This window comes from Sphingomonas sp. MMS24-J13 (assembly GCF_044905095.1).
In the GTDB taxonomy this organism is placed as follows: Bacteria; Pseudomonadota; Alphaproteobacteria; order Sphingomonadales; family Sphingomonadaceae; genus Sphingomonas_I.
Genome location: NZ_CP173258.1, coordinates 4,498,928 through 4,521,505, shown reverse-complemented (window position 1 = coordinate 4,521,505; position 22,578 = coordinate 4,498,928). Strand labels below are relative to the sequence as shown.

Annotated in this window: 20 protein-coding genes; 9 read left to right on the top strand and 11 right to left on the bottom strand. The window is 63.7% G+C overall.

Features of this window, described 5'->3' with window-relative positions:
- Nucleotides 1-60: 60 nt before the first annotated feature.
- Together AB4Z44_RS21155 and AB4Z44_RS21150 are read right to left on the bottom strand one after the other, a co-directional pair.
- A complete protein-coding gene (locus tag AB4Z44_RS21155) occupies nt 61-399 on the bottom strand; it encodes a P-II family nitrogen regulator (RefSeq protein ID WP_404711624.1) in 339 nt (112 codons plus the stop codon).
- 214 nt (nt 400-613) lie between these two features.
- Entirely contained in the window at nt 614-1,279 is a 666-nt protein-coding gene (locus AB4Z44_RS21150) for an OmpA family protein (protein WP_404711623.1), read from the bottom strand.
- 132 nt (nt 1,280-1,411) lie between these two features.
- On the opposite strand from AB4Z44_RS21150, the gene AB4Z44_RS21145 reads away from it, so the two are divergent.
- Nucleotides 1,412-3,286 (top strand): M3 family oligoendopeptidase, encoded by a 1,875-nt coding sequence (locus AB4Z44_RS21145; RefSeq protein WP_404711622.1) that lies wholly within the window; start codon nt 1,412-1,414, stop codon nt 3,284-3,286.
- A gap of 100 nt (nt 3,287-3,386) precedes the next feature.
- On the top strand, nt 3,387-3,929 hold the full coding sequence (locus AB4Z44_RS21140; protein WP_404711621.1) for a type 1 glutamine amidotransferase domain-containing protein: 543 nt from the start codon (nt 3,387-3,389) through the stop codon (nt 3,927-3,929).
- Nucleotides 3,930-3,945: 16 nt separating this feature from the next.
- On the opposite strand, the gene AB4Z44_RS21135 is transcribed toward AB4Z44_RS21140, so the two are convergent.
- Complete coding sequence (locus tag AB4Z44_RS21135) at nt 3,946-5,328, bottom strand: methyl-accepting chemotaxis protein (RefSeq protein ID WP_404711620.1); 1,383 nt, start codon at nt 5,326-5,328, stop codon at nt 3,946-3,948.
- A gap of 164 nt (nt 5,329-5,492) precedes the next feature.
- Here AB4Z44_RS21135 and sdhC point away from each other — a divergent pair, with 164 nt between their 5' ends.
- From sdhC to AB4Z44_RS21100, 7 genes are all read left to right on the top strand, one after another.
- A complete protein-coding gene (gene sdhC / locus AB4Z44_RS21130; RefSeq protein WP_404711619.1) occupies nt 5,493-5,909 on the top strand; it encodes a succinate dehydrogenase, cytochrome b556 subunit in 417 nt (138 codons plus the stop codon).
- Entirely contained in the window at nt 5,909-6,298 is a 390-nt protein-coding gene (gene sdhD / locus AB4Z44_RS21125; protein WP_404711618.1) for a succinate dehydrogenase, hydrophobic membrane anchor protein, read from the top strand. The genes sdhC and sdhD overlap by 1 nt, the downstream gene beginning before the upstream one ends.
- On the top strand, nt 6,298-8,085 hold the full coding sequence (gene sdhA, locus AB4Z44_RS21120; RefSeq protein WP_404711617.1) for a succinate dehydrogenase flavoprotein subunit: 1,788 nt from the start codon (nt 6,298-6,300) through the stop codon (nt 8,083-8,085). Before sdhD ends, sdhA begins: the two co-directional genes overlap by 1 nt.
- A gap of 134 nt (nt 8,086-8,219) precedes the next feature.
- On the top strand, nt 8,220-8,555 hold the full coding sequence (locus tag AB4Z44_RS21115) for a hypothetical protein (RefSeq protein WP_404711616.1): 336 nt from the start codon (nt 8,220-8,222) through the stop codon (nt 8,553-8,555).
- 101 nt (nt 8,556-8,656) lie between these two features.
- Nucleotides 8,657-9,649: a tryptophan--tRNA ligase gene (gene trpS / locus AB4Z44_RS21110; RefSeq protein WP_404711615.1), complete on the top strand. Its 993-nt coding sequence runs from the start codon at nt 8,657-8,659 to the stop codon at nt 9,647-9,649.
- A 119-nt stretch (nt 9,650-9,768) separates the two neighbouring features.
- Nucleotides 9,769-10,470: a DUF4136 domain-containing protein gene (locus AB4Z44_RS21105; protein WP_404711614.1), complete on the top strand. Its 702-nt coding sequence runs from the start codon at nt 9,769-9,771 to the stop codon at nt 10,468-10,470.
- A 69-nt stretch (nt 10,471-10,539) separates the two neighbouring features.
- Complete coding sequence (locus AB4Z44_RS21100; protein WP_404711613.1) at nt 10,540-11,340, top strand: TrmH family RNA methyltransferase; 801 nt, start codon at nt 10,540-10,542, stop codon at nt 11,338-11,340.
- A gap of 19 nt (nt 11,341-11,359) precedes the next feature.
- Here AB4Z44_RS21100 and AB4Z44_RS21095 read toward each other — a convergent pair whose 3' ends face one another.
- From AB4Z44_RS21095 to AB4Z44_RS21060, 8 genes are all read right to left on the bottom strand, one after another.
- Complete coding sequence (locus AB4Z44_RS21095; protein ID WP_404711612.1) at nt 11,360-12,004, bottom strand: hypothetical protein; 645 nt, start codon at nt 12,002-12,004, stop codon at nt 11,360-11,362.
- A gap of 99 nt (nt 12,005-12,103) precedes the next feature.
- Entirely contained in the window at nt 12,104-13,498 is a 1,395-nt protein-coding gene (gene lpdA / locus AB4Z44_RS21090; protein WP_404711611.1) for a dihydrolipoyl dehydrogenase, read from the bottom strand.
- A gap of 122 nt (nt 13,499-13,620) precedes the next feature.
- The gene (gene odhB / locus AB4Z44_RS21085) at nt 13,621-14,889 is read right to left on the bottom strand and encodes a 2-oxoglutarate dehydrogenase complex dihydrolipoyllysine-residue succinyltransferase (RefSeq protein ID WP_404711610.1); all 1,269 of its coding nucleotides are present in this window, start codon (nt 14,887-14,889) and stop codon (nt 13,621-13,623) included.
- A 10-nt stretch (nt 14,890-14,899) separates the two neighbouring features.
- Nucleotides 14,900-17,812, bottom strand: coding sequence for a 2-oxoglutarate dehydrogenase E1 component (locus AB4Z44_RS21080; protein WP_404711609.1), 2,913 nt, complete (start codon nt 17,810-17,812; stop codon nt 14,900-14,902).
- Between the two features lie 85 nt (nt 17,813-17,897).
- The gene (sucD, locus tag AB4Z44_RS21075; protein WP_404711608.1) at nt 17,898-18,782 is read right to left on the bottom strand and encodes a succinate--CoA ligase subunit alpha; all 885 of its coding nucleotides are present in this window, start codon (nt 18,780-18,782) and stop codon (nt 17,898-17,900) included.
- 97 nt (nt 18,783-18,879) lie between these two features.
- Complete coding sequence (gene mdh, locus AB4Z44_RS21070; protein ID WP_404711607.1) at nt 18,880-19,842, bottom strand: malate dehydrogenase; 963 nt, start codon at nt 19,840-19,842, stop codon at nt 18,880-18,882.
- Between the two features lie 173 nt (nt 19,843-20,015).
- Nucleotides 20,016-20,852 (bottom strand): 2OG-Fe(II) oxygenase, encoded by an 837-nt coding sequence (locus AB4Z44_RS21065; RefSeq protein ID WP_404711606.1) that lies wholly within the window; start codon nt 20,850-20,852, stop codon nt 20,016-20,018.
- A gap of 158 nt (nt 20,853-21,010) precedes the next feature.
- Entirely contained in the window at nt 21,011-22,561 is a 1,551-nt protein-coding gene (locus AB4Z44_RS21060) for an O-antigen ligase family protein (protein ID WP_404711605.1), read from the bottom strand.
- Between the last annotated feature and the right edge of the window lie 17 nt (nt 22,562-22,578).

The following is a 22,578-nucleotide window of genomic DNA, read 5'->3' as shown; positions in this document are numbered from 1 at the left end:
CCTTCCCCGTGAAATCCTGATGCGGCTCGTTGGCCGCGCTAAAAGCCTTTGGCGCGGGGTCTAGACCGCGTCGGCATCCCTCTCTCCGGTACGAATGCGCACGACCGTGTCGATGGTCGTGACGAAAATCTTGCCGTCGCCGATGCGACCGGTCTGCGCCGCATTCTGGATCGCCTCGACCACGCGCTCGGCGAGCGGATCGTCGACGACGACCTCCAGCTTCACCTTGGGCAGGAAATCGACGACATATTCGGCGCCGCGATACAGTTCGGTATGCCCCTTCTGGCGGCCGAAGCCGCGGGCTTCGGTGACGGTGATGCCGCTGACGCCGACGTCGTGAAGCGCTTCCTTCACCTCGTCGAGCTTGAACGGCTTAATGATGGCTTCGATCTTCTTCATGCCGCCCTCCCCGGCCGCTCCGGCCGTTGCCTTCAATAAGCGTGCCAGCCGAGCCCGCGCAAGCGGGCGCCGGACGAACCCTGACAAGTCGTGCGCGATTGCCCGCAAAGGGGGCACGGCGGGACGTGATTGCCTGAAATTTCAGCAATATTCAGTCCGCGATGTGGACCGTGCCCGAAACGTACAACAGATGCGAAACGAATCGCGTTCGCACTTATTTCGCGGTGACGGTCAGCTCGATACGGCGGTTGCGGGCGCGCCCCTCCGGCGTCGCATTATCGCCGATGAAATCGACCGCGCCCTTGCCGACCGTCTCGATCCGGCTCGGCCGCACGCCACCGTGGACCAAAATCTCGGCCATCTTGTCGACCCGATCGGTGGCGAGCGTCAGGTTTTGCGCGGCGGTACCGTCATTGTCGGTATAGCCCACCAACCTGACCTTGGCGTGCGGATAGGCGCGCAGAATCTGCGTCATCAAAAATATGCGCCGCAGGGTCGGCTCGTTGGGTTTGGACGACCAGGATTCATATTCGTTGCCCTGGAAGCGGAAGGTGCGTGGCGCCGGCGCATCGGAGGCGAGGTAATCGGCAAGCTGCTCCTCTGGCGATCCGCGCTGCACCGCGATCGCGCTGTCGGGCAGGACGATGATCCGCTCCATCGCGCCTGCCTTGCGCGCGGCGGCCTGTTGCGCCTTCGCGTCCCGCGCAGCGCGATGGCAGGCTGAAACCCCAAAACCGCACAAAACCAGCGTGATCCATGCCGCCAGCCCGAACCTTATCTTATGCCGAACCGTATCCGCCACGCCGAATCCCCGCCAGCCCTGCCCGATATTGCGCGAAGCCGGAACGATCGGCAATTGCCCCGACGGATATGAGCGCATCCGCCGGCCTTGCGGGATCGACCGACCGTTTCCGGAACGCGGTTTGTGCATCGGTGCACTACCTGTGTATGCCGCTGGCAACGCCCCCCCCAAGAAAGGGGCCGATCTTTTCGTTACCGAGGGACGATCTGAATGACCGAAATTACCCGCCGCGACGCCATGGTAACCGCCGCCGCGATCAGCGCGCTCGCCTTGGCCGGTGGCGCCGCCGCTGCCGATGCCGATGCCCCGGCTGCCGGTGCCGCCGCCTGGGACCTGACCGACATCTATCCCAGCGATGCCGCGTGGGAGGCCGAGCGCGCCGCGATCGCCGCGCGCCTGCCGCAGATCGCAGCCTACAAGGGCAAGCTCGGCGAGAGCGCTGCGACGCTCAGGGCCGCACTCCAGCTCCAGTCCGACATCGGCCTCAAGGTCTCGCGCCTCTATGCCTATGCCAGCCTCAAGCGCGACGAGGATCTGCGCGTCTCGGCCAATCAGGAGCGCTCGCAAAAGGTCACCGACCTCGCCACCGCCTATAGCGAGGCTGGATCGTGGATGGGCCCCGAGATCCTGACGATCGGCCAGGCGAAGATCGAGGGCTTCCTCAAGGCCGATCCAGCGCTCGCCAAGTTCAGGCTCCAGCTGGAGGATCAGCTCCGCCAGGCGGCGCACACGCTCTCGCCCGAGAGCGAGGCGATCCTCGCCGGCACCGGATCGCCGCTGGCGGGGCCCGGCGATATCCGCGTCCAGCTCGTCTCGTCGGATATTCCGCGCCCGGAGGTGACCCTGTCGGACGGCACCAAGGCGCGTCTCGACGACCAGGGCTATACGATCCACCGCGCGGCACCCAATCGCGCCGACCGCAAACTGGTGTTCGACCAGTTCTGGACTAGCTACAAAGGATTCGAAAACTCGCTCGGGACGGCTTTGGCCAGCCAGGTCAAGGGCGAGATGTTCACGGCCAAGGCGCGCAAATATCCGAGCGCGCTCGACGCGGCCTTGTCCGGGCCGAACATCCCCGAGGCGGTCTATCGCACGCTGATTGCGGAGACCAACAAGGGCCTGCCGGTCCTCCATCGTTACTTCGATCTGCGGCGGCGCATGCTGGGCCTGCCCGACATCGCTTATTACGATATCTATCCGAGCCTCGTGAAGCTGGACCGCAGCTTCAGCCTGGCCGAGATGCGCACCCTGACGATCGAGGCGGTCAAGCCCCTCGGCGCCGACTATGGCGCCGAGTTCAGCAAGGTGACCGCCGCCAAGTGGATGGATCCGCGCCCGCGCCCCGGCAAGCAATCGGGCGCCTACATGAATCCCGGCGCCTATGAGGTGCACCCCTATCTGCTGCTGAACCTCAGCGACAAATATGACGGCCTCACCACCTACGCGCACGAATGGGGCCATGCGATGCACTCGCTGCTCGCCAACAAGGCGCAGCCCTGGGAGACGGCCAACTACCCGACCTTCACTGCCGAAATCGCATCGACCGCGCACGAGGCGTTCCTGGCCGATTACATGCTCAAGAATGCCAGGACGAAGGACGAGAAGCTCTTCATCCTCGGCCAGATGATGGAGAATTTCCGCGGCACCTTCTTCCGCCAGGCGATGTTCGCCGAATTCCAGCTCGCGATCCACGATCTGGCCGAAAAGGGTGAGGGCTTGTCAGGCGCGAAGATGACCGAAATCAACCTTGCCCTGTTGAAGAAATACCACGGCCCCCATTTCGTGATGGATCCTCTCTACGGGATCGAGTGGACCTACATTCAGCATTATTTCTACGGCTTCTACGTCTTCCAGTACGCGACATCGATCACGGCGGCAACCTACTTCGCCCAGCAGGTGCTGCATGGCGGGGCGAAGGAGCGTGACAATTACCTCTCGGTGCTACGCGCGGGCGGATCGGATTACGGTTACGCCATCCTCAGGAAGGCCGGGCTCGATATGGCGACCCCTACGCCATACCAGACGTTGATCAAGGCCTTCTCCGACGTGCTCGACCAGGCCGAGGCATTGCTCGGCAAGGCATGAATTCAAACGGGCGCGGATGCGGCACGGCTCCGCGCCCGGGACGGAACAGCGGTCCGCACGCGGGGTTGGCCTGGGGAATTCTCCCAAGGAGTGCCCCCGAATGTCCGACACCCCCAAGGTCCTGATCATCGCCACCAACGGCTTCGAGCAGGCCGAATTGTTCGATCCGCGCCAGGCCTTGCTGGACGCCGGCGCCGACGTGACCCTGGCGAGCATCGGTTTCGAGCCGATCCAGGGCATGCAGCATCAGGAGAAGGGCGACACGATCAAGCCCGATGCTCTCCTGACCGACGTGGATGCCAACGATTACGACGCCCTTCTTATCCCGGGCGGCGTCGCCAACCCCGATCGGCTACGGATGGAGCCGGCGGCGATCCGGCTGGTGCGGGATTTCATGAGTGCGGGAAAACCGGTCGCGGCGATCTGCCACGGCCCATGGCTGCTGGCGGAGGCGGATGCGATCGACGGCCGCACGGTCACATCCTGGCCCTCGATCCGGGCCGATCTGAGCCATGCCGGCGCTACCGTAATCGATCGTGAGGTGGTGGTGGACGACAACCTCATTACGAGCCGCAAGCCCGACGATATCCCGGCCTTCAACACGGCGTTACTGGAGAAGCTGGGGCTGCTGGAGGACGCGTGAGGATCGCCTTGCGCGGTTACGCTGCAAAGCGTTCGATGAAATCGCCGGTCGTGGCGTCCAACTCCGCCAGTTGACGGTCGACTGAGCGGAAACCGGATTCGAGTTCGTCGATATCGCGCGCCACCTGCTCGGTATCCAGGCGGATCGCCGCGATGGTGGTCGACATTGCATCCGCCGCGAGCGCGGTCTCATCGACCGCTGCGGTGATCATCGTCACTGTCTGCGCCTGCGTTTCCATCGCGCGACGGATACGCTCGGCCGACGATTGGACGTCGCCGATCGTGGTGCGGATCGTGCCATTGGCCTCGACCGTCAGGCGTGCCGCGCCCTGGATCGCGCCGATCTTGGCGGCGATGTCGTCCGTCGCGCGCGCCGTCTGGTTGGCGAGGCTCTTCACCTCCTGCGCCACCACGGCGAACCCGCGCCCGGCATCACCCGCGCGCGCCGCCTCGATCGTGGCGTTGAGCGCGAGCAGGTTGGTTTGGCCGGCGATGTCGCGGATCAGCCCCAGAATCGATTCGATCGCCAGCGCATGATCGGACAGCGCGCGGCTGACGCTGACTGCCTTGTCGGATTGCTCGCCCGCGCGCACCGCCACCTGGGCGGCGGTTTCGACTTCGCGGCGGGCCTCCTCGATCGCGCGGATCAGGCCGGCGGCGGTCTGCGCCGCCTCGCGCATCGCCAAGGCCGATTGTTCGGATGCGGCCGCCACTTCGGAGGCCTTGCCCAGCATGCCGCGCGCCGATGCGGCAGTGGAAGCGGTGCGATTCTGAAGCGCACCGGCATCGCTGACCGCGCCCTGGAGAATCGCGATCACCTGCCGCTGAAAACGCTCGCCCGCTTCGGCACGCTGGCTGGCGATGCGATTCTTCTCCAGCATCGAAAGCTGGGCGAGGATGATCTCGATTTCGACGCACGCCATGCGCTGGATCGTATCGACCAGCCGGCCCAGCATCGGTTGATCATCGATGAACGCTTCGCGGACATTCTTGACCAGCAATGCCGAATGAACCGCCAGCCCATCAACGACGGTTGGTACCGAGATGCCGGTAGCAAACATTTCGCGACCGGGCAGACCAACCAGATTGATCCACTTTGCATCGATCGGAGTCGTATATTTCGCACGCGTTATCTGCTCGACGCGAGCCAGCAATTGTTGCGCCGGAAGCGCGGTCGGCCTGACCTCGTCGCCGTCCCTATAGGATCCGGCTTCGGCCAGGCCGCGCCACATCTCGCGCGCGGTCGACATGATGATGGACTCGGCATGGCCCCACAAAAACGCGATATCGGTCGCCAGAGCATCGCCGGCATTATAAGCGGCAAGGCGGCACGACACCTCTTCGGGCGGCATGGGTACAAGCGCCTCGGGCGGAAGGGGAACCATGAAATAATCGTCCATCGGCGCGCTTGCAGCCTCCCCGGCTTTTCTGTCGATCGCCCACCGAGCCTAGCGGCGAAAGGTAAATGGCCCGTTTATCCCCTCCGCACGCAGGCCACACGTTGCATGGCGGCATCTTTGGGCTAAAGGGGCTCATTCTCTCCACCGGGGGTCAGGCACGAGCCATGGCGCGCAATCCCGGGCGGCCTCTGTCGCCCCATCTCACTATCTGGAAATGGTCGCCGCAAATGGCGGTCTCCATCATTCACCGTGCAACCGGGGTCGCCTGCGCGATCGGGGGTGGCATCCTGTTCGTGTGGTGGTTGACCGCGCTGGCCGGTGGCGAGGCATCCTACACCCGCTTCGTCGGCTTCGTGACGTCGGAACAGACCGGCAAGCTTACCTGGCTTCCCGCGATCATCCTGATCGGGCTTACATGGTCTTTCCTGCAGCATCTCTGCTCGGGGGTGCGCCACCTGCTGCTCGATACGGGTGCCGGCTATGAACTGGGCCGCAACCGGCTGGGCGCAATCCTGACCTTCGTCGTTTCGGTGCTGGTGACCTTGGCGATCTGGGTGCCAATGTTCGTGAGGACAAACTGATGGGTAACGGAACCGGCATCGGCCGGGTGCGCGGTCTGGGATCGGCGCATAGCGGCACGCATCATTGGTGGCACCAGCGGCTGACGGCGGGCGCGAACCTGCTGCTCGTGACCTGGGCGGTCGCCTCGCTCTTCCGCCTCCCGCTCCACGATTATCGCGCGATGGTGATGTGGCTCTCCAGCCCATGGGTCAGCGTTCCGCTCATTCTCGCCACCATCTCGGTCTTTTACCACCTGCGCCTTGGACTGCAGGTGGTGATCGAGGATTATCAGCACGATTTCACCCGCGTCGTCGCGCTGGTGTTCCTCAACTTCTACGCGATCGGCGGCGCCGCGCTCGCCATCTTTGCGATCCTCAAGGTCGCCCTGCTGCCCGGAGCTGGTTCGTAATGGCCGAAGCCTACAAAATCGTCGACCATGTCTATGACGCGGTGGTCGTGGGAGCCGGCGGATCGGGCCTGCGCGCCACGATGGGCTGCGCCGAAAAGGGGCTGAAGACAGCCTGCATCACCAAGGTCTTCCCGACGCGCAGCCACACCGTGGCCGCACAGGGCGGAATTGCCGCCAGCCTCGGCAACAACACGCCCGATCACTGGACTTGGCACATGTACGATACCGTCAAGGGATCGGACTGGCTCGGCGATCAGGATGCGATCGAATATATGGTGCGCGAGGCACCCGCCGCCGTGATCGAGCTCGAACATGCCGGCGTGCCGTTCAGCCGCAACGAAAACGGTACGATCTACCAGCGTCCGTTCGGCGGCCACATGCAGAATATGGGCGCGGGCCCGCCAGTCCAGCGCACCTGCGCCGCCGCCGACCGCACCGGCCACGCCATGCTCCACGCGCTCTATCAGCAGAGCCTGAAGTATGATGCCGACTTCTTCGTCGAATATTTTGCGCTCGATCTGATCATGGAAGACGGCGCCTGCAAGGGCGTGATCGCGCTATGCATGGAGGATGGCACCATCCACCGCTTCCGATCGCACGCGACCGTGCTGGCGACGGGCGGATCAGGGCGCACCTATTTTTCGGCCACCTCGGCACACACTTGCACCGGCGACGGCGGCGGGATGGTGCTGCGTGCGGGCTTGCCGCTACAGGACATGGAATTCGTCCAGTTCCACCCGACCGGCATCTACGGCGCGGGCGTGCTGATCACCGAAGGCGCGCGCGGCGAGGGCGGTTACCTCACCAACGCCAATGGCGAGCGTTTCATGGAACGCTACGCCCCCAGCGCCAAGGATCTGGCCAGCCGCGACGTCGTCTCCCGCTCGATGGCGATGGAGATGCGCGAAGGGCGCGGCGTCGGCGAGCATGGCGATTATATCTACCTGCACCTCGACCATATCGATCCGAAGGTGCTGGCCGAGCGCCTGCCCGGCATTACCGAGACCGGCAAGATCTTCGCCGGCGTCGATCTCACCCGCCAGCCGCTGCCTGTCACGCCGACCGTCCATTACAATATGGGCGGCGTTCCCTGTAACTATCATGGCGAAGTCGTGACGCTGAAGGACGGCAATCCCGATGCGGTCGTGCCGGGCCTGTTCGCAGTCGGCGAGGCGGCCTGCGTCTCGGTCCACGGCGCCAACCGCCTAGGCTCGAACAGCCTGATCGATCTGGTCGTGTTCGGCCGCGCCACCGGCTTCCGCATCGCCGAGCTGGTCCAGCCCAATAGCAAGCATGGCCCGGTCGTCACCGCGGCCGACGACAAGGCGCTCGCCCGACTCGATCATTATCGCAACGCTGCCGGCAGCACGCCGACCGCCGCGATCCGGCTCAACATGCAGCGCACGATGCAGAAGCATTGCGCCGTGTTCCGCGACACCGAGCTGCTGCGCGAGGGGCTGGAGAAGATCGATAATTGCTACGCTACCCTGCAGGATGTCGGCATCCAGGATCGTTCGCTGATCTGGAACACCGATCTGATCGAGACGCTGGAGCTCGACAATATGCTGCCGCAGGCGGTGGTAACGATGCACTCGGCTGCCAATCGCAAGGAAAGCCGCGGCGCGCACATGCACGAGGATTATCCCGAGCGGCATGACGACGAGTGGATGAAGCACACGATTTCGTGGTTCGACAAGGGCGCCGTGACGCTCGATTATCGTCCCGTGCATGATTACACGCTCACCGACGATATCGATTATATCAAGCCCAAGGCGCGGGTCTACTGAGCCGATTTGCATTCATCGGTCGATCGGAACGGCTCCGGCGCGACGAACCGAGTGCATCCGCAGGCCCTTGCGAGCGTCGATCCTCTCCGTAACGCGTTTATATCCCGTCTAAACAGGAAATGGACGGAGAGACGATGCGTACTTTGATGATCGCCGCCGCCGTTGCTTTGACGCCAGCCGCCGTGCTGGCTCAGGCTACGAGCACCACGACCACGACCGTGCCTGCCGATCCGTCGGCGGCACCCCAGTCGACCACGGTGACGACCGCGCCGGATCCGGTATCGGGTAATACCTCGACGACCGTGACGAGCACGCCGGACGCGACGGGGGCGGCAAGCAGCACGACGGTGACGTCGCCCGCGGTCGATGCGGCCGGTAATGCCACGACCACGCAGAAGACGACCACCATGTCGCCCGATGGCGTGACCCAGACGAAGACCAAAACGAAGACGAAGACCCGCCCTTACTAAGGTCAGGTTCGTCGCAGGTGGAAGGGCCGGGGCATTGCTCCGGCCCTTTTCCTATGGACAGCCGCTTGACCTGAGCGCGCACCTCCCCGAGAGGCGCGGACATGCGCATCGTCTCCGGTATCCAGCCTACGGGCAATCTCCACCTCGGCAATTATCTGGGGGCGATCCGCAATTGGGTGCGGATGCAGAACGAGGGGCAGGGCGAATGTTTCTTCTTCCTTGCCGATCTGCACGCAATCAGCCTGTACCAGGAGCCGGCCGGGCTGCGCCGCGGCATTCGCGAGATGGCGGCGGCCTTGATCGCGGCCGGGATCGACCCGTCCAGATCGACCCTGTTCCGCCAGCGCGACGTGCCCGCCCATAGCGAGCTCGCCTGGCTGCTCAATGGCACCGCGCGGGTCGGCTGGCTCAACCGCATGACCCAGTTCAAGGACAAATCGGGCAAGAATCGCGAGGGCGCCTCGGTCGCGCTCTACACCTACCCTGTGCTCCAGGCCGCCGATGTACTGCTCTATCAGGCCACGCATGTGCCGGTCGGCGAGGACCAGAAGCAGCATCTGGAACTGGCGCGCGATATCGCGACCAAGTTCAACACCGACTATGCGGTCGAGCTGTTCACCCTGCCCGAGCCCATCATCCCGCCGGCGGCGGCACGGATCATGTCGCTGCGCGATGGAACCGCAAAAATGTCCAAGTCCGATCCATCGGACATGAGCCGCATCAATCTGACCGACACGCCCGATCTGATCAGCCAGAAGGTGCGCAAGGCCAAGACCGATCCCGAGCCTTTGCCCGAGGATCCGGCCGGGCTGGAGGGGCGGCCTGAAGCGAAGAACCTCGTCGGCATCTATGCAACACTGGCGAACGAAAGCGTGCCGGCGGTGCTGGCGCGCTTTGCCGGACAGGGCTTCGGCGCGTTCAAGCCGGCGCTGGCGGATTTGATGGTCGAGAGCCTGGGACCGATCGGGGAGCGGATCGCCCAACTGAATGCCGATCCTGCGGAGTTGGATCGCTTGCTGGCGATCGGCGCGACCCGCGCGAACGAGGTGGCCGGCCCGACGCTGACAAAAGCCTATGACGCGATGGGGTTATAAATTCGGTTGGGCGCAAATGGGCATCTGGCCCAGAAACCCCACCGTTCCCGGAACGTTCAATTGCGGTTCAGTCAACAACGCTTACCTATATTCGGTAAAATCCTGTAGGACGCTAAAGCATGTCCCTCCGCCGCTCCATCTTCTCCATCGCGGCGCCCGCCGCGCTCCTGCTGGTGCTTAGCGCCTGCGCAACATCGTTCCGTGCCAACGTATCGCGATTCCAGCAGATGCCGCCGCCGGAGGGGCAGACCTTCGTCGTCCAGGCGGCCGATCCGCGGCTTCAGGGCGGACTCGAATTCCAGCAATATGCCCATATGGTCAGCGATCGTCTCGCGGCTTTGGGCTATCGCCCGGTCGAGGGGCCCGGCGCCACGCTGGTTGTCACGCTCGATTACGGCGTCGACAATGGGCATGAGAAGGTCGTGACATCGCCCGGCGCCTACGGCCCTGGTTTCGGCCCGGGCTGGGGGTATGGCGGTTTCGGGCGACCTTATTATGGCGGCCGCTTCGCTTATGGCTGGGCCGATCCGTTCTGGTACCAGGGCTTCGGCTATCCCGAGGTCAACAGCTACACATATTATGTGAGTTCGCTTGAGCTGAAGATCCGCCGCACCGCCGATGGCCGCGCGGTGTTCGAAGGCAGAGCACGGGCCCGCTCGCTCGATGATTCGCTGCCGCATCTGGTGCCCAATCTGGTCGAGGCGATGTTCGCCGGCTTCCCCGGCCGGTCCGGCGAGGAAATCCAGATTACCGTACCGCCGCCACCCAAGCCGGGCGAGGCACCCAAGCCGATCACGGCCACGCCGATCCCCGCCCATTGATTTACGAAACCCCGGGATCCCCAAGATCCCGGGGTTTTTCTTGAGCAGCTTTGGCCTAAAGGGTGGGCCATGCCGCGCGAGATCACCGCCTTTTCGAACCCGTTGATCAAGCGCGTCCGCAATCTGCGCGAGAAACGGCATCGCCGCGAAGAAGGGCTGTTCCTGGCCGAGGGCTTGCGCATTCTCGCCGAGGCCGATGAAGCTGGGATACTGCCCGATTATCTGTTCTTCGCCGCCGACAGCGCGGCCCACCCTATCGTGCGACGGCTGACGGCGACGGTCGAGGCGAGCGGCGGCGAGGCGATCCAGACGAGCCGCGACATTCTTCACAAGCTTTCCGGCAAGGATAATCCGCAGGTCGTGCTCGGCGTTTACCGCCAGTTCGATACCGATCTGGCGCGGATCGACCGTACGGCATCCGGCATTTGGCTGGTGGGGCAGGCCATCCGCGATCCGGGCAATCTCGGCACGATGCTGCGCACCGGCGATGCGGTCGGCGCGGGTGGCCTCATCCTGATCGACGACACGGTCGATCCCTTCTCGGTCGAGGCGGTGCGCGCCAGCATGGGGGCGATGTTCACCCAGCGCATTGCCCAGACGCGCTGGGAGGAGTTCCTGCCATGGCTGCGTTCAGGGCCTGGGCAGTTGGTCGGGCTGAGTCTCGAGGCGAGCGAGCATTATCGCCGGCCCCATTACGAGGCACCGACCTTCCTGTTGGTGGGCAACGAGGCACAGGGGTTGCCGGCTGACTACGCAGCTGCATGCGATCTGCGGGTGAAGATCCCGATGCTGGGCAAGGCCGACAGCCTCAATGCGGCGGTGTCTTGCGCGGTGATGGCCTATGAGGTTCTGGGCCAGCGGCAGGGATGAAACCAAGACCGCGACGCGGTTATCCGTCGTACGCCTTCGTACACGCCGCAATTACCGCACCGGGCTGTCCCATGCGCGCCGCCGATGCCAACGCCTCGGCGCGGCGATCCTGCAGCGCCGGCCCGTTCTTGATCCCCGCCTTGGCCAAAGCGCCGGAAACCTTGCCGTCGAGCTTCGCGGTAAAGATCGAGTAATGCATCGACACCTCGCTATACGAGCCGCCGATCGAGCCAAGCGATTTGCGCATGAAATCGGCCAGCACATAGCATTGCAGCATCCGGTCGAGCGGCTTGGCCGGCAGGGTCGGCTGCGCGATCTGGGTCTGCGGGAAGGCAGCGGCGCAGGCCGGCCGCAGCGTCTGCCATTTGCCTTGGATAACGCTGTCGAACAATTTGGGGGTGCGCTTGAACACTGCCTGTGCGCGATCGTCGTCGAAGCTCTTGCCGGTAGATCCCGCGAGCAACGGATAATGAAAGATCCGCTCCTGCGCGTCCGCCGGCAGATCGCCTTTCACGCCCGCCTTCTCACGCTCGCCAGCCGCCGCAACCACGCCGCAGGTGGCGGCTTTCTCGATCGGATCGTCGGGCAGGGTCGGCGCCTTGCTGGCGCAGCCGGGCAGGGTCAGGGCCGCCGCCAATGGCAGCAGGAGGCTCTTGCTCGTCATCGTCTACGTGTCCCGAAATCGTTACGTTCACGCAAAGTACGTGCAAGCGCGCTTTGGGTTGCCTGGAATCCCTCGCCCCGGTCGGGAGGAGGGATTCGATCAGATATGGATCGGCTTGCCCAACACTGCCATCGCGGCTTCCTTCACCGCTTCCGAATGGGTCGGATGCGCGTGGCAGGTATAGGCGATATCCTCGCTGGTGGCGCCGAATTCCATGGCCTGCGCCGCCTGCGCGATCATCGTGCCGGCGACCGAGGCGATCATCCACACGCCGAGCACGCGATCGGTCTTGGCGTCGGCAATCACCTTCACGAAGCCGTCGGGCTCGTGGTTGGTCTTGGCGCGACTGTTGGCGAGCATCGGGAATTTACCGACCTTGATCTCGCCTCTCTCCTTCGCCTGCTCCTCGGTCAGGCCGACGCCGGCAATCTCGGGACTGGTATAGACCACGCTCGGGATCACATCGTGGTTCACGATGCCGGTGAGGCCGGCAATATTCTCGGCGACCGCAATGCCCTCGTCTTCGGCCTTGTGCGCGAGCATCGGCCCGGGGATGACGTCGCCAATCGCCCAGATGCCGGGAACGCTCGTGCCGAAATCATGATCGGTCTCGATCTGGCCGCGCTTGTTGGCGGTAAGACCGGCCTTGTCGAGGCCGAGCCCCTCGGTGTTGGGGCGGCGGCCGATCGACACGAGCACATGGCTGGCCTCGATCGTCTCGGGCGTTCCGCCTGCAGCGGGCTCGACCGTCAGCACGACCTTGTCGCCGATACGTTCGGCCTTGGTGACCTTGGTCGAAAGCCTGAAGGTCATCCCCTGCTTCCTGAAGATCTTGTTGGCTTCCTTACGGACATCGCCGTCCATGCCGGGCAGGATCTGGTCGAGGAACTCGACTACGGTCACCTGCGCGCCCACGCGGCGCCACACCGACCCGAGTTCGAGCCCGATCACGCCGCCACCGATGACGACGAGGTGGCTCGGCACCTCCGGAAGCTCAAGCGCGCCGGTCGAGTCGACGATCCGCTCCTGATCGACCGTGATGCCGGGCAGCGGGGTGACCGACGAGCCGGTGGCGATGACGATATTCTTCGCGCGCACGGTTCGATCGCCAACCGTGACCGTATCGGCGTTGACGAACGTCGCATGGCCCTTGAGCCATTCGACCTTGTTCTTCTTGAACAGATATTCGACGCCGCCGGTCAGGCCCTTGACGGCATCGATGCGCTGGCCGTGCATCGTATCGAGATCGAGGCTCATGCTGTCGATCTTGACGCCGAGCTTCGCGAGCGCGCCGCTGGCGGCCTCCTCGTACAGTTCGGATGCGTGCAGCAGCGCCTTGGAGGGGATGCACCCGACGTTGAGGCAAGTGCCGCCAAGCGTCGCGCGGCTTTCCGCACACGCCGTCTTGAGCCCCAGCTGCGCCGCGCGAATCGCCGCGACATAGCCGCCCGGGCCCGAGCCGATCACCAGGACGTCGAAATCATAGTCAGCCATTATGGTCTCCGTTCCCCGGCGAAGGCCGGGGTCCAGTCAGGGTCATATATGGGGAGAGGCAAGGCGTTTCGCCACGATCGCCCTTCCCCACCGGACCCCGGCTTGCGCCGGGGAACAGATGCTTACAGGTCGATCAGCAGACGTGTCGGATCCTCGATCGCGTTCTTGAGCGCGACGAGGAAGGTCACTGCCTCGCGGCCATCGATCAGGCGGTGATCGTAGCTGAGTGCCAGATACATCATCGGGCGCGCGACGATCTGGCCGTTCTTGACGACCGGACGCTCCTCGATGCGGTGGAGGCCGAGCACCGCCGACTGCGGCGGATTGATGATCGGGGTCGACATCAGGCTGCCGAACACGCCGCCGTTCGAGATGGTGAAGGTGCCGCCCTTCATCTCGTCCATCTTGAGTGTGCCGTCCTTGGCGCGCTTGCCGAAATCGCCGATCGTCTTTTCGATCTGTGCAACCGACAGCGACTGCGCGTCGCGGATGACCGGAACGACAAGCCCGTTGGGCGCCGAAACCGCGACCGATATGTCGGCATAATCGTGATAGACGATGTCGTCGCCCTCGATCGATCCGTTAACCGACGGCACGTCCTTCAGCGCCATGCAGGCCGCCTTCACGAAGAAGCCCATGAAGCCAAGGCGGACGCCATGCTTCTTCTCGAACAGATCCTTATACTTGGTGCGTGCTTCGATCACGGCGGTCATGTCGACGTCGTTGAACGTCGTCAGCATGGCGGCGGTGTTCTGCGCTTCCTTGAGGCGGCGCGCGACCGTCTGGCGCAAGCGCGACATACGCACGCGCTCTTCCTTGCGACCATCGGCCGACAATGCAGCCGGGGCGGCGGCGGGCGCTGCCTGAACCGGGGCGGGTGCGGGCGACGGCGCGCGGACCTCGGCAGTGCCGCTCTTGGCCGCAATGATCACGTCGTCCTTGGTGATGCGGCCATCCTTGCCGCTGCCGCGGATCTTCGACGGATCGACACCATGTTCCAGCACGGCGCGGCGCACCGACGGCGACAGGGTCTGCGCGACCGGCTCGTCCTGGCTGACCGGGGCGGCTGCGGGGGCCGGTGGCTCGGCGGCTTCGGCCTGGCCGACCGCGGTGCGATCCTCGACCGCGGGCGTCGCGCTGGTCACGGCCTCAGCACCGGCGGCGATCCGCGCGATCACCTTGCCGACCTCGACCGTATCGCCCTCACCCGCCACCAGTTCGGCGAGCACGCCCGCGACGGGCGCATTCACCTCGACCGCGACCTTGTCGGTCTCGAGGCTGGCGATCGGCTCGTCGAGCTTCACCGCCTCGCCCGGCTTCTTGAGCCACTGCCCGAGCGTCGCTTCGGTGATCGATTCGCCCAGCGTGGGCACCACAACATCGGTCGCCATTGTCTCTTCCTCAGTTCGGTTCGTGCCCAAGCGCGTCGGCGACAAACGCCGCCAACTGCTTGGCGTGATTCTTCATGAGCCCGGTCGCGGTCGCGGCCGATGCCTTGCGGCCCGCATAGACCGGCCGCATCCCGGCCTTGCCCGCGTCCTTCAACGCCTCTTCGATCAGGCAATCGACGAAGAACCAGGCACCATTGTTGCGCGGCTCTTCCTGCGCCCACACCACCGTCTCGAGGTTGGTCATGCGGCTCATGCGCAGCGCCAACGCGTCGGATGGGAAAGGATAGAGTTGCTCGATCCGGATGATCGTCGTGTTCGTGTCGCCTGCGGCATCGCGCGCGTCGGCCAGATCGTAGAAGACCTTGCCCGAGCACAGGACGAGCCGTTTGACCTGATCGTCGGCGGGCGCCTTCGGATCGGACAGGATCCGCATGAAGTGGCTCTCGCCGAGGAACTGATCGATCGTCGACACCGCCGCCTTGTGCCGCAGTAGCGACTTGGGCGTCATGACGATCAGGGGCTTGCGGAACTTGCGCAGCATCTGGCGGCGCAGCAGGTGGAAATAGTTCGCCGGCGTCGTGCAATTGACGACCTGGAGATTATCCTCGGCGCACAGCTGCAGGTAACGCTCGAGCCGGGCCGAACTATGCTCGGGGCCCTGCCCTTCATAGCCATGCGGCAGCAGCATCACGAGTCCGTTGGCGCGCAGCCACTTGGCCTCACCAGCGGCGATGAACTGATCGATGATCACCTGCGCACCGTTGGCGAAATCGCCGAACTGCGCTTCCCACATCACGAGCGTGTTGGGGGACTGGCCGGCATAGCCATATTCGAAGCCGAGCACGCCGAATTCGGAGAGCGGGCTGTCGAGCACCTGGAAGCTGCGATCGATCTGCGAGAGCGGGATATATTTGTGCCCGTCGGTCTGGTCGACCCACACGGCATGACGCTGGCTGAAGGTGCCGCGCCCGACATCCTGGCCCGACAGGCGGACCGCATAGCCTTCCTGCAGCAGGGTGCCGAAGGCGAGCGCCTCGGCGGTTGCCCAATCGAATCCCTGGCCGCTTTCGAACATGCCCCGCTTGGCGTCGAGAATACGGTTGAGCGTGCGGTGGATCACCAGCCCCTCGGGCACGGTCGTGAGCTTGGCGGCAACCGCATCGAGCGTTTCGCGGGTCACGCCGCTCGCCGCGGCTCGGCGCTCGGTGATCAATTCGCGCGGCGCGGCATAACCGGCCCATTCGCCCTCGAACCACTCGGCCTTGTTGGCCTTGTAGCTCTTGCCCGCCTCGAACTCGTCTTCCAGCTTGGCGACGAAATCGGACTGCATCCTGTCGAGCGTGGCCTGATCGAGCTGCCCTTCCGCGATCAGGCGATCGCCATAGAGCTTCGACACATCCGCATGCTTGCGGATCGCCTCGTACATCAACGGCTGGGTGAAGCCGGGCTCATCGCCCTCATTGTGGCCGAAGCGGCGATAGCACCACATGTCGATCACGACATCGCGTTTGAATTTCGCGCGGAATTCGGTCGCGACCTTGCAGGCAAAGGTCACCGCTTCGGGATCGTCGCCATTGACGTGCAGGATCGGCGCCTGGACCATCTTTGCGATGTCCGAAGGATAAGGCGACGAGCGCGCGAATTGCGGCGAGGTGGTGAAGCCCACCTGGTTGTTGATTACGAAATGGATGCAACCGCCGGTATTGTAGCCGATCAGCCCGGAGAAGCCGAAGCATTCCATCACCACGCCCTGGCCGGCGAAGGCCGCATCACCGTGGATCAGGATCGGCATCACCTTGTTGCGATCGAAATCCTTGAGCTGGGTCTGCTTGGCGCGCGACTTGCCGAGCACGACGGGATCGACGCATTCGAGGTGCGACGGATTGGGCGCGAGGCTCAGGTGGATCTTGTGGCCGTCGAACTCACGGTCGGTCGAGGTGCCGAGGTGATATTTGACGTCGCCCGAACCACCGACATCTTCGGGGTTCGCCGAGCCGCCCGCGAATTCGTGGAACAACACCCGATAGGGCTTGTGCATCACGTTGGTAAGGATGTTGAGCCGGCCGCGATGCGCCATGCCGAGCACGACTTCGGTCACGCCGGCCTGGCCGCCATATTTGATCACCGCTTCGAGCGCGGGGATCATGCTCTCGCCGCCGTCGAGACCGAAGCGCTTGGTGCCGACATATTTGCGGGCGAGGAATTTCTCCCACTGCTCCGCCTCGATCACCTTGGACAGGATCGCCCTCTTGCCCTCGGGCGTGAAGCTGATCTCCGCGTCCTTGCCTTCCATCCGGGCCTGGAGGAACTTGCGCTCCTCGACATCCTGGATGTGCATATATTCGAGGCCGACCTTGCCGCAGTAATTGCGGCGCAGCACGGCGATGATCTCGCGCACCGATGCCCATTGGAAGCCGAGCGTGCCGCCGAGGAAGATCGGGCGATCCATATCGGCCTCGGTAAAGCCGAAATATTCCGGCGTCAGATCTTCGGGCATCTCCTGCCGCGACAGGCCGAGCGGATCGAGATCGGCCAGAAGGTGACCGCGCACGCGATAGGTACGGATCAGGAGCGACGCGCGGATCGCGTCGCGGGCGGCGTTCGCAATCGCTTCAGCAGACGCGGGTGCAGCCGGCGCAACCGCTGCAGGCGCATTTGCAACCGGCTTGGCGCCCTTGGCCGGCTTCGCTTCGACCGCCATCTGCGTCGGATCGAGCCCCGCAGTGAGCGAGTCGGTCTCGCTCGGCGGCCAATTGGTGCGGGCCCAGCTTGGGCCCGACACGGTCGATTCGAGCGCCTGGAAATAGTCGCGCCAATCGGCCTCCACGCTCTGTGGATCGGCGCGGTACCGCTTGTACAGCGCCTCCGCGAAGGAGGGGCTTACCCCCTCCAGCCCGTCGAAGCCGACACCTTCGATACCCATTCTACGTCCTTCATCGCTTCATCGCCGGATCGGAACGCTCCGTCGCGGCGTGGGCCCTATCAGGTGAGCCTGACCGGTTGCTGAATCAACCCTTGAGTAGTTCGGAAAGCGTGGTTCCAAGCTCCGACGGCGACGCCGCCACGCGGATGCCCGCTTCTTCCATCGCCGCGATCTTGCTGTCAGCGCCGCCCTGGCCGCCCGACACGATCGCGCCGGCATGGCCCATGCGACGGCCCGGAGGCGCGGTACGGCCCGCGATGAAGCCCACCATCGGCTTGCTGCGGCCGCGCTTGGCCTCGTCCTTCAGGAACTGCGCGGCTTCCTCTTCGGCCGATCCGCCGATCTCGCCGATCATGATGATCGACTTGGTCGCATCGTCGGCGAGGAACAGCTCAAGCATGTCGATGAAGTTGGTGCCGTTGACCGGATCCCCGCCGATGCCGACCGCGGTGGTCTGGCCGAGGCCGGCGTTGGTCGTCTGGAACACGGCCTCATAGGTGAGCGTGCCGGAGCGGCTGACGACGCCGACCGACCCCTTCGAGAAGATGTTGCCAGGCATGATGCCGATCTTGCACTCGTTCGGCGTCAGCACGCCCGGGCAGTTCGGCCCGATCAGGCGGCTCTTCGATCCCGAGAGCGCGCGCTTGACCTTGACCATGTCGAGCACCGGAATGCCCTCGGTGATGCAGATGATCAAAGGCACCTCGGCATCGATCGCCTCGAGGATCGAGTCGGCTGCGAATGGCGGCGGCACGTACACGACCGAGGCATCGGCGCCGGTCTTGGCGACCGCCTCGTACATCGTGTCGAACACCGGCAGGCCGATGTGGGTCATCCCGCCTTTGCCAGGCGTCACGCCGCCGACCATCTTGGTGCCGTAGGCGATCGCCTGTTCGGAGTGGAAGGTGCCCTGCGTGCCGGTGAAGCCCTGACAGAGAACCTTGGTATTCGCGTTGACGAGGATGCTCATCGGAGGTTCCGCAATCCTTATTCCGCATCCCGGCGAAAGCCCGGATCATAGATGTATAGGGTGCGGCTCCAGCCTCAGCCGAAGCCGCACCAAAAACTTATCCCAGGCTGGGGTCGATTGCCCGACAGGCGACCAGCAATTCCTTGACCGCGTCGACCGACACGCCAAGGTTCGCTTTCGCCTCATCGTCGAGCGTGATCTCGATGATCTCCTCGACGCCGCCCGCACCGATCACCACCGGCACGCCGACATAGAGGCCGTCGACGCCATACTGGCCGTCGACATAAGCCGCCGCGGGCATGATGCGCTTCTGATCGTAGAGATAGGCCTCGGCCATCGCGATGCCACTGGTGGCAGGCGCATAATAAGCCGATCCGGTCTTGAGCAAAGCGACGATCTCGCCGCCGCCGCCGCGGGTGCGCTTGACGATCGCGTCGATGCGCTCCTGGGTCGAACGGCCCATCTTGACGAGATCGGGGATGGGGATGCCGTTGACGGTCGAATATTGCGGGACGGGCACCATCGTGTCGCCATGGCCGCCGAGCACGAAGCTGTTCACGTCCTTGACCGAGACGCCGAATTCCTCGGCGAGGAAAGTGCTGAAACGCGCCGAGTTGAGCACTCCCGCCATGCCGACGACCTTGTTGTGCGGCAAACCGGAGAATTCGCGCAGCGCCCACACCATCGCGTCGAGCGGGTTGGTGATGCAGATCACGAACGCGTCGGGCGCGTTGGCGGCGATGCCCTCGCCGACTGCCTTCATCACCTTCAGGTTGATGCCGAGCAGATCGTCACGGCTCATCCCCGGCTTGCGGGCGACACCGGCGGTGACGATGATCACGTCGGCGCCGGCGATGTCCTTGTAATCGTTGGTGCCGGTGATCTTCGTGTCGAAGCCTTCGATCGGGCCGCACTGCGACAGATCGAGCGCCTTGCCCTGGGGGACGCCCTCGACGACGTCGAACAGGACGACGTCACCCAATTCCTTCGATGCGGCGAGATGGGCGAGAGTGCCGCCGATATTACCCGCGCCGATAAGCGCGATCTTCTTCCGAGCCATTAGACCCCTTTCCGGTGCCAGCGAGTCAGGCGTTGTCCAGCATGCAGCCACAGGCTTGCGGCTACGGATCAGCGGGGTGCGCTTAGACCCGTGCGCCGCGGTGCACAACCGCCTTTGGTACGATGTGCGGCATCAGCCAAGGACTTGACCATTTTAGGCGTTTGCGCCCGCGCTCATTTGAAGCGGTTCAGCTTCCGGGCGAATTTCTGCAGGCGCGGCGGCACCCAATCGCCGATGAAGTGATCGACCCTGACCCTGCGATCCTTGACGTCACCCGAGTTCGGCCTGGCCTTGAAGACTGTCGTCCGCTTCGGCACGGCGCTGATCCCGTCCTCTAGAGCGGTATAGTAATAGGTTGCGATCGATCGTCTATCGCGATCCGGCGGGCACGCGAGAGGATCCGGATGCCCGTGAAAACTATCCGCATTCGTGCTAAAGACCACCGCACGGCCGATCAGTGGCGCGATCGAACGCTCGCAATGGGTCATCTGCTTGTCCCACAGCTCGAGTTCACCCTTATATTCGGGCTGCCAATCATCGTTCAGATAGACCAGCAGGTTCAAACGGCGCTCCAGCTTCATCTTCTTGTGGATGTTGAAATCGGCGTGAACGCTGAGGTGGCCGCCGCGCTTCGTCAGATGCAGTCCGCCACCGCTGAAATAAGGATCGGCGATAAGCCCGGTGATGCCGGTCATCTCCTCGAGAAACCCCAGGAAGGCCTGGCTGTTCAACTCGGCCAGCAGGTTGCGCGTCCGGCCGTAAGGAACCTCCTGCGCGACAAACTGAAATTTGAGACGCTCCTGATCACGATCAAAAAAGGTTTTGTTATCCAGTGGAGGATAATTGGCAGCGACCTGACGCAGCAAGTCCTTGTCAAGTAGATCGTCGATCATGATGTGCGGGAACGGCTTCGCATTCTGATAGGCTTCAGCGCGAGCGCGACCGGCAGCACGGCACTCATCCTCGTCGAAACGAAGGTATCCATCATCCTGCAACGTCAGCACGGCCATCCGACGGCTCCATCATGTAGCGATTCGACCGCCGAATAGCATTCATACCCCCATATCGCCACGGCATTGCCGACGGCGTCCGGTTCGACGCGCTCCGCCCGAAATTCCTCCCGCCGCCGACCGGGCACGCTGCTCATCCAGAGGATGATCGGGCGCCTTCAGGCCGGCGAAGCGGTGATAGCGTCGCGCCCGCGCACGGGCAGCGATTCTGTCGACGACGCGGCCTCAGTTGCGACGCCTCCGACGTTTTTCGACTTCATCAATCTGGCCCGCTCCAGGCCGATCATCCGTCCTGCGACAAGCGCGATGACGAGACACCAGGGCGTACGGTCAATAAAGCTCACGAACGTCAATTGCACCGCCACGACGACCAGCGCGGTAAGCGCAAAACCGCGCATGGCCGCCAGAACCGGATTACCAAGCCTGCCGATCCGCACCGTTCCAAGCTTCCAGAAGATGCCGGCAAAAAGAAGGAAGAACGGCACCATGCCGAGGAGGCCCGACGTCAGATAGAAAGTCAGATAGGTATTGACCAGATCGACGATGTGCTGGCCCTGGGTGATATCCGCGAGATCGGCAATCACATCGTTAATACCCTGCCCCGTCCAGCGATGCATCGCGCCTTCCTCCATGCCACGCTTGAAGAGCAGCTGACGATAATCGTAGACGTCGGACGATCCGCCCGAATTGACGCCGATCTGCAGGAAGCCCGCAATCCTGGGCGACACGCTCGCCGCTTCGAGCAGCACACCGAAGGCGATCGGGGCGCCGGCCACGATCGCGGCAACGAACCCATATTTCCGACGCTGAATGAAGTAGATCAAAGCTGCCACGGGCAGCAGAGCCATATTGCCGCGCGATTGGGCCATCAGCATTCCCAAGAAGAGAGCGCATCCCCAACCGTATATCATCCAGCCCGAGCGGACGTAGCGGCGCGAATACAAGGTCGCCGTCAAACCGATCAGCATGACCATGCCGACCATCAGGGCGCTACCCATGGTCGAAGGCGCCCGCAACACGCCACCGCGCCGATAGACGCTGCTGCTTATGGCATCGGGATTGCCGATCATCTGGAATGTGTCGAACAGTGCCCAGCCGTGCAATGTTTCGTAAACCGCAAAGGTCGCGACAATGACCGACGCCAGAGCGAAGCATGCCACGACCCGCATGAATTCTTCCGAGGTTCGGAGGCCGCGCCGCAGCGCTATATAGGGCAGAAGCATCATCAACCCAGCCGCGACGCCATTACGCAAGAAAATGGTAAACGAAGGGAACCGCCCAGCGCCGATCCAGAGGATAAGAACCATAACCGCAACAAACGCATCTTCGATCGTCATGCCCCGGAGCGGCACACTCTTGCGATCGGGTCTGATCAAATACGATATCAAGAGACCGATACCGAGGACGTGCAAGGTATTGAGCGTGACGATGTACAAGGATCCAAGGTGAATGAACCACAAAACCTGCGGCAACAATAATGCCAGCATCACGAAACGACATATCGCATCGAGCCGATCACGCGTGGTCGCAACGAAAAGGATCAGAACCGATACGAGAAATATTGGGCCGTTATGAATGAATAGGCCCAGGGCGTAGGGAACGAGGCAGGAGATGACGAAGCCAGGCCCGATATGGCGCCGCAGCGGCCGCGCCGCGCTCCATCGCAGCGGCACGTAGCTCACGAAAAACAGGACGATGATGATGACCAACGGGCCCACTTTTCACG

Coding starts and splice junctions, on each gene's coding strand:
- AB4Z44_RS21095 (WP_404711612.1), bottom strand. CDS start 12,004: ATGACGAGCAAGAGCCTCCTGCTGCCATTGGCGGCGGCCCTGACCCTG.
- AB4Z44_RS21145 (WP_404711622.1), top strand. CDS start 1,412: ATGACCGAAATTACCCGCCGCGACGCCATGGTAACCGCCGCCGCGATC.
- sdhC (WP_404711619.1), top strand. CDS start 5,493: ATGGCGCGCAATCCCGGGCGGCCTCTGTCGCCCCATCTCACTATCTGG.
- AB4Z44_RS21080 (WP_404711609.1), bottom strand. CDS start 17,812: ATGGGTATCGAAGGTGTCGGCTTCGACGGGCTGGAGGGGGTAAGCCCC.
- trpS (WP_404711615.1), top strand. CDS start 8,657: ATGCGCATCGTCTCCGGTATCCAGCCTACGGGCAATCTCCACCTCGGC.
- sdhD (WP_404711618.1), top strand. CDS start 5,909: ATGGGTAACGGAACCGGCATCGGCCGGGTGCGCGGTCTGGGATCGGCG.
- AB4Z44_RS21140 (WP_404711621.1), top strand. CDS start 3,387: ATGTCCGACACCCCCAAGGTCCTGATCATCGCCACCAACGGCTTCGAG.
- mdh (WP_404711607.1), bottom strand. CDS start 19,842: ATGGCTCGGAAGAAGATCGCGCTTATCGGCGCGGGTAATATCGGCGGC.
- AB4Z44_RS21150 (WP_404711623.1), bottom strand. CDS start 1,279: ATGCGCTCATATCCGTCGGGGCAATTGCCGATCGTTCCGGCTTCGCGC.
- AB4Z44_RS21115 (WP_404711616.1), top strand. CDS start 8,220: ATGCGTACTTTGATGATCGCCGCCGCCGTTGCTTTGACGCCAGCCGCC.
- AB4Z44_RS21135 (WP_404711620.1), bottom strand. CDS start 5,328: ATGGACGATTATTTCATGGTTCCCCTTCCGCCCGAGGCGCTTGTACCC.
- sdhA (WP_404711617.1), top strand. CDS start 6,298: ATGGCCGAAGCCTACAAAATCGTCGACCATGTCTATGACGCGGTGGTC.
- AB4Z44_RS21065 (WP_404711606.1), bottom strand. CDS start 20,852: ATGGCCGTGCTGACGTTGCAGGATGATGGATACCTTCGTTTCGACGAG.
- odhB (WP_404711610.1), bottom strand. CDS start 14,889: ATGGCGACCGATGTTGTGGTGCCCACGCTGGGCGAATCGATCACCGAA.
- AB4Z44_RS21105 (WP_404711614.1), top strand. CDS start 9,769: ATGTCCCTCCGCCGCTCCATCTTCTCCATCGCGGCGCCCGCCGCGCTC.
- sucD (WP_404711608.1), bottom strand. CDS start 18,782: ATGAGCATCCTCGTCAACGCGAATACCAAGGTTCTCTGTCAGGGCTTC.
- lpdA (WP_404711611.1), bottom strand. CDS start 13,498: ATGGCTGACTATGATTTCGACGTCCTGGTGATCGGCTCGGGCCCGGGC.
- AB4Z44_RS21100 (WP_404711613.1), top strand. CDS start 10,540: ATGCCGCGCGAGATCACCGCCTTTTCGAACCCGTTGATCAAGCGCGTC.
- AB4Z44_RS21155 (WP_404711624.1), bottom strand. CDS start 399: ATGAAGAAGATCGAAGCCATCATTAAGCCGTTCAAGCTCGACGAGGTG.